This is a genomic window from Mesorhizobium sp. M7A.F.Ca.CA.004.04.2.1, assembly GCF_004022825.1.
Classification (GTDB): Bacteria; Pseudomonadota; Alphaproteobacteria; order Rhizobiales; family Rhizobiaceae; genus Mesorhizobium.
The window spans coordinates 1-5,504 of sequence record NZ_RZPH01000341.1; the positions used below are offsets into that span (position 1 = coordinate 1).

The window sequence follows — 5,504 nt, forward strand, 5'->3', positions numbered from 1 at the left end:
GAGAAGGACGATTTCGCGGAGGATTTCGCCAATCTCCGACGTTACAAAAAAGGGCGGCGAGGTTGCGTTCATCTCCCTTCTCCCCGTCAGTATACGGGGAGAAGGTGCCGGCAGGCGGATGAGGGGCGGCGCCGAGTTCGGCAATTATCGGCACTGCGACACATCCCCAAAGGCGGCGCCGTGTTTGTCGGCAATCATCCGTTTCTTGGCGTTCTTCGAGCCGCGCAAGCTCAAACCCCGGTCGCCGGGATGCCGGTGCGTTCCACCTTGCGCGGCGCGGAGATTTCCTTCCACGTCGACAGCGCCCGGTTGACCGCCGCATTCGGCTCGCGGCCAACGAACTCGCCATGACCGGGCTTGGCCTTGACCTCGGCCTCCTGGATCGACAGTTCGCCACGCGAGAACACGAACCGCGGCAGACCGGTCACCTCGAACCCTTCGAACACGTTGTAGTCGATGACAGACTGCTGCTTCTTCGAGGTGATCTTCTTCTTGCGCTGGGGATCCCAGACGACGATGTCGGCGTCGGCGCCCTCTACGATGGCGCCCTTCTTCGGATACATGTTGAGGATCTTGGCGATGTTGGTCGAGGTCACCGCGACGAACTCGTTCATCGTCAGCCGGCCGGTGTTGACGCCGGTGGTCCAGAGCACCGGCATGCGGTCTTCAAGCCCGCCGGTGCCGTTCGGAATCTTGGTGAAATCGCCGACGCCGTTGCGCTTCTGCTTGGTGCTGAAAGCGCAATGATCGGTCGCCACCACCTGCAGCGAGCCCGCCTGCAGGCCCGCCCACAGCGAATCCTGGTGTAATTTGTTGCGGAAGGGCGGGCTCATCACGCGGCGCGCCGCATGATCCCAGTCCTTATCGAAATACTCGCTCTCGTCCAGGGTCAGGTGCTGGATCAGCGGTTCTCCGAACACCCGCATGCCCTTCTGCCTCGCGCGGCGGATCGCCTCGTGGCTCTGCTCGCAGGAGACATGCACGACATAGAGCGGCACGCCGGCCATGTCGGCGATCATGATGGCGCGGTTGGTCGCCTCGCCTTCCACTTCGGGTGGCCGTGAATAGGCGTGGCCCTCGGGGCCGTTGTTGCCGGCAGCCAGCAGCTTCTGCGACAGGGCGGCAACGACATCGCCATTCTCGGCATGCACCAGCGGCAGCGCGCCGAGATCGGCGCAGCGCTGGAACGACGCATACATCTCGTCGTCATCGACCATCAGCGCGCCCTTGTAGGCCATGAAATGCTTGAACGAGGTGATGCCCTTGTCGACGACAGTGGCCATCTCGTCGAACACCTGCTTGCCCCACCAGGTGATCGCCATGTGGAAGGAGTAGTCGCAGGACGCTTTCGAGGTCTTGTTGTCCCACATCTGCAAGGCTTCGAGCAGCGACTGCTGCGGCGCCGGCAGGCAGAAATCGACCACCATGGTGGTGCCGCCGGAGAGCGCGGCGCGGGTGCCGGATTCGAAATCATCGGCCGAATAGGTGCCCATGAACGGCATTTCGAGATGGGTATGCGGGTCGATGCCGCCCGGCATGATGTAGCAACCGGTGGCGTCGAACTCGTGGTCGCCATGCAGGTCCGAGCCAATGGCGACGATCTTGCCGTGCTGCATCAGCACATCGGCCTTCCAGGTGCGGTCGGCGGTGACGATGGTGCCGTTTCGGATAACTTTGGTCATTAGCTGTTCCCTTGTTCTCTTCGCGCTTCTTTGCGAGCGTCGTTTGGAGGTAGATTCTAAGCTCACTCCATGATGACAGCCGTCTCCACCACCGCATGGAACAAAACATCGGCACCTGCCGAAGCCCATTCCTTGGTGATCTCCTCGGCCTCGTTGTGGCTCAAGCCGTCGACGCAGGGGCACATCACCATGGCGGTGGGCGCGACGCGGTTGATCCAGCAGGCGTCATGGCCGGCGCCGGAGACGATGTTGCGGTGGGAATAGCCGAGACGTTCGGCGGCATCGCGGATCACCTTGACGCAACCCGCGTCGAAGGTGACCGGATCGAAAGCGCCGACCTGCTCGATCTCGTAGCGGATGTCGAGCGCATCGCAGATCGTGTCGATGCCTTCGCGGATGCGGCCGTCCATGGCGTCCAGCACTTCCTTTTCCGGGGAGCGGATGTCGACGGTGAAGACGGTGCGCCCGGCGATGATGTTGCGCGAGTTAGGATAGACCTCCATGTGGCCGACCGCGCCGACGGCGTCCGGCTGGTAGTCCATGGCGATCTCATGCACCAGTTCGATCACCCGGGCCATGCCGAGCCCGGCATTGCGGCGCTTGGGCATCGGGGTCGAGCCGGTGTGGGCTTCCTTGCCGGTCAGCGTCACCTGGAGCCACTTCAGGCCCTGGCCATGAGTGACGACGCCGATGTCGATATCTTCGTCCTCGAGGATCGGACCCTGTTCGATATGCAGTTCGAAGAAGGCGTGGATCTTGCGATCGCCGACCTTCTCGCTGCCTTTCCAGCCGATGCGCTCGAGCTCCTCACCGAATTTCTTGCCCTGCTTGTCGACATGCCCGTACACATCGGCCTGGTCGAGCACGCCGGCGAACACGCCGGACGCCATCATCGCCGGCGCAAAGCGCGAGCCCTCCTCGTTCGTCCAGTTGGTGACGACGATCGGATGTCTGGTCTTGATCCCGAGATCGTTGAGCGAGCGCACCACTTCAAGCCCGCCCAGCACGCCGAGCACGCCGTCGTACTTGCCGCCGGTCGGCTGCGTATCGAGATGGCTGCCGACATAGACCGGCGGCAGGCTGGGATCGGTGCCTTCGCGGCGGGCAAACATCGTGCCCATTTCATCGACGCCCATTTCGAGCCCGGCCGCATCGCACCAGCGCTTGAACAGATGCCGCCCTTCGCCGTCTTCGTCGGTCACGGTCTGGCGATTGTTACCGCCGGCAATGCCGGGGCCAATCTTCGCCATCTCCATGATGGAATCCCACAAACGGTCTGAATTGATTCGCAGATTCTCGCCGGGTGCGGCCATGCTCTAAAACCTCATCGATTGCGGGGCGACGGCGTCCCCCTCCCCCTCGAGGGGAGGGTGGCCGCGAAGCGGTCGGGTGGGGTCGGCTGACATATGCTCAACCTTCCCCTTGACCATCTCGCGACATGCCACGCGCTGTTTATGACATCGGGCTCGTCAACACGGAAGACGTGAAACCCGAGAGAGCGCAGATAGGCATCACGAACAGCATCGTGCCGTTTACCCTTCTCGTGTTCGTGCAGATCACCGTCGACCTCAACGATCAGCTTCACCGCCAAGCAAACGAAGTCAACGATATAAGGCCCAATCGGGCACTGACGGCGAAACTTGATGCCTCCCGATTTCAACTCCCGCAGTTCATACCACAGGAGGGATTCGCCCTTGGTCGCGTGAACTCGAAGCGCGCGCGCCTTCTGGCGCATTTCGAAGCTCACGCGGGTACGGGGCATCAGACGCGGCCACGCAGCAAAAGATCAGGTCGGCACCCAGTCGCACCGACCCCACCCGACCGCTTCGCGGCCACCCTCCCCTCGAGGGGGAGGGATATCCGCGTCCAGTTCGTCAATCTATGGCTCGCAAGACTTCTCTGACATGGTCGATCAATTCGTTGATCTGGCCCTTGGTGATGATCAGCGGCGGCGACAGCGCGATGATGTCGCCGGTGGTGCGGATCAGCGCGCCGCGCTCGAACGCCTTGACGAAGGCCGAGAAGGCCCGCTTGGTCGGCTGGCCGGCGATCGGCGCCAGCTCGATCGCGCCGATCAGGCCGATGTTCCTGATATCGATGACGTTCGGCTCGCCTTTCAGCGAATGCAGCGCGTCTTCCCAGTACGGCGCCAGCTCCTCGCCGCGGGTCAGCAGGCCCTCTTCCTTGTAGGTGTCGAGCGTGCCGAGTGCGGCCGCGCAGGCGATCGGGTTGCCCGAATAGGTGTAGCCGTGGAAGAACTCGATCATGTGCTCAGGGCCGGTCATGAAGGCGTCGTGGATCTCCTTCTTCACGAACACCGCGCCCATCGGGATGACGCCGTTGGAAACGCCCTTGGCGGTGGTCATGATGTCTGGCGTGACACCGAAATAGTCGGCGGCGAACGGCGTGCCGAGACGGCCGAAACCGGTGATGACCTCGTCGAAGATCAACAGGATGCCATGCTTGGTGCAGATTTCGCGCAGCCTCTCGAGATAACCCTTCGGCGGCAGGATGACGCCGGTGGAGCCGGCGACCGGCTCGACGATGACGGCGGCGATGGTGGAAGCGTCGTGCAGAGCGACGATGCGCTCCAGTTCGTTGGCGAGTTCCGCGCCATACTCCGGCACGCCCTTGGTGAAGGCGTTCTTCTCGGGCAGATGCGTGTGCGGCATATGGTCGACGCCGCCGAGCAGCGTGCCGAACATCTTGCGGTTGGTGACGATGCCGCCGACCGAGATGCCGCCGAAATTGACGCCGTGATAGCCGCGCTCGCGACCGATCAGCCGGGTGCGCGAGCCCTCGCCCTTCACACGATGATAGGCGATGGCCATCTTGAGCGCGGTCTCGACCGATTCCGAGCCGGAATTGGTGAAGAAGACATGGTCCATGCCCTTGGGCGCGAGGTCGACCAGGCGGTTGGCCAGTTCGAACACGATCGGGTGGCCCATCTGGAAGGCGGGCGCATAGTCGAGCTCGGCGGCCTGCTGCTGGATCGCCTCGGTGATCTTGGGACGGCAGTGGCCGGCATTGACGCACCACAGGCCGGCGGTGCCGTCGAGAACCTTGCGGCCGTCGCTGGTCGTGTAATGCATGTCCTTGGCGGACACCATCATGCGCGGCGCCTGCTTGAACTGCCGGTTTGCCGTGAACGGCATCCAGAATGCGCTGAGATCGTTCGGCGTGACTTTCAGCCGGTTGGACATGACCAGGACTGCCCCTTGTAATCTGTTTCGGTGCGCCCAACGCTTGGTCTTTGCCGCGTTTTCATGCTACGCAAATTTTTGACCGATTGGACAAACGTTAGCACCGCCCTGTCGGCGGTCAAGGGATTACTAGCGGAAATGCGGCACCTGAAGTGCGTTCCACAGGCTAGGGAAAAACTGGTCCAGAGAATTGGTCCAGATGACCCTCAACGCGAGGGCTGGCAACGGTGACCACGGACGCTCCTCGTCGCACCCGCATCCAGCAGGAAAAGCGCGAACTCATCCTGGAGGCGGCGCTCGAGGTTTTCTCGACCAACGGTTTTCGTGGCTCGACCATTGACCAGATCGCCGAAGCCGCCGGCATGTCGAAGCCGAACCTGCTCTATTATTTCCGCCGCAAGGAAGACATCCACGAGACGCTGATGCAGCGCCTGCTCGACACCTGGCTGGCGCCGCTGCGTGAACTCGATGACATCGGCGACCCCTTGACCGAATTGCGCAGCTACATCAGACGCAAGCTGGAAATGGCACGCGACTTTCCGCGCGAGAGCCGGCTATTCGCCAACGAGATCCTGCAAGGCGCGCCGCGCATCATGCCGCTGCTGGCCGGAGAGTTGAA

The 5,504-nt window shown here is 62.6% G+C and carries 5 protein-coding genes; 1 reads left to right on the plus strand and 4 read right to left on the minus strand.

Features of this window, described 5'->3' with window-relative positions; genetic code table 11:
* Positions 1-230: 230 nt before the first annotated feature.
* The 4 genes from hydA to EN893_RS16585 form a co-directional block, all read right to left on the minus strand.
* Positions 231-1,682, minus strand: a complete 1,452-nt coding sequence (gene hydA / locus EN893_RS16570; protein ID WP_127270636.1) for a dihydropyrimidinase — start codon at positions 1,680-1,682, stop codon at positions 231-233.
* A gap of 62 nt (positions 1,683-1,744) precedes the next feature.
* Positions 1,745-2,995 carry a Zn-dependent hydrolase gene (locus tag EN893_RS16575; RefSeq protein ID WP_127272370.1) on the minus strand — a complete coding sequence of 417 codons (1,251 nt, stop codon included), beginning with the start codon at positions 2,993-2,995 and terminating at the stop codon, positions 1,745-1,747.
* An 11-nt stretch (positions 2,996-3,006) separates the two neighbouring features.
* Positions 3,007-3,444 carry an endonuclease domain-containing protein gene (locus EN893_RS16580; RefSeq protein ID WP_329608536.1) on the minus strand — a complete coding sequence of 146 codons (438 nt, stop codon included), beginning with the start codon at positions 3,442-3,444 and terminating at the stop codon, positions 3,007-3,009.
* Positions 3,445-3,556: 112 nt separating this feature from the next.
* Entirely contained in the window at positions 3,557-4,885 is a 1,329-nt protein-coding gene (locus EN893_RS16585) for an aspartate aminotransferase family protein (RefSeq protein WP_127271138.1), read from the minus strand.
* A gap of 227 nt (positions 4,886-5,112) precedes the next feature.
* Here EN893_RS16585 and EN893_RS16590 point away from each other — a divergent pair.
* A partial coding sequence (locus EN893_RS16590; protein ID WP_128361651.1) for a TetR family transcriptional regulator C-terminal domain-containing protein occupies positions 5,113-5,504 on the plus strand: 392 nt, incomplete at its 3' end.

What these genes read in the sequence shown, in the direction of transcription:
- hydA (WP_127270636.1), bottom strand. Translation starts at nt 1,682, where the DNA reads ATGACCAAAGTTATCCGAAACGGCACCATCGTCACCGCCGACCGCACC.
- EN893_RS16575 (WP_127272370.1), bottom strand. Translation starts at nt 2,995, where the DNA reads ATGGCCGCACCCGGCGAGAATCTGCGAATCAATTCAGACCGTTTGTGG.
- EN893_RS16580 (WP_329608536.1), bottom strand. Translation starts at nt 3,444, where the DNA reads ATGCCCCGTACCCGCGTGAGCTTCGAAATGCGCCAGAAGGCGCGCGCG.
- EN893_RS16585 (WP_127271138.1), bottom strand. Translation starts at nt 4,885, where the DNA reads ATGTCCAACCGGCTGAAAGTCACGCCGAACGATCTCAGCGCATTCTGG.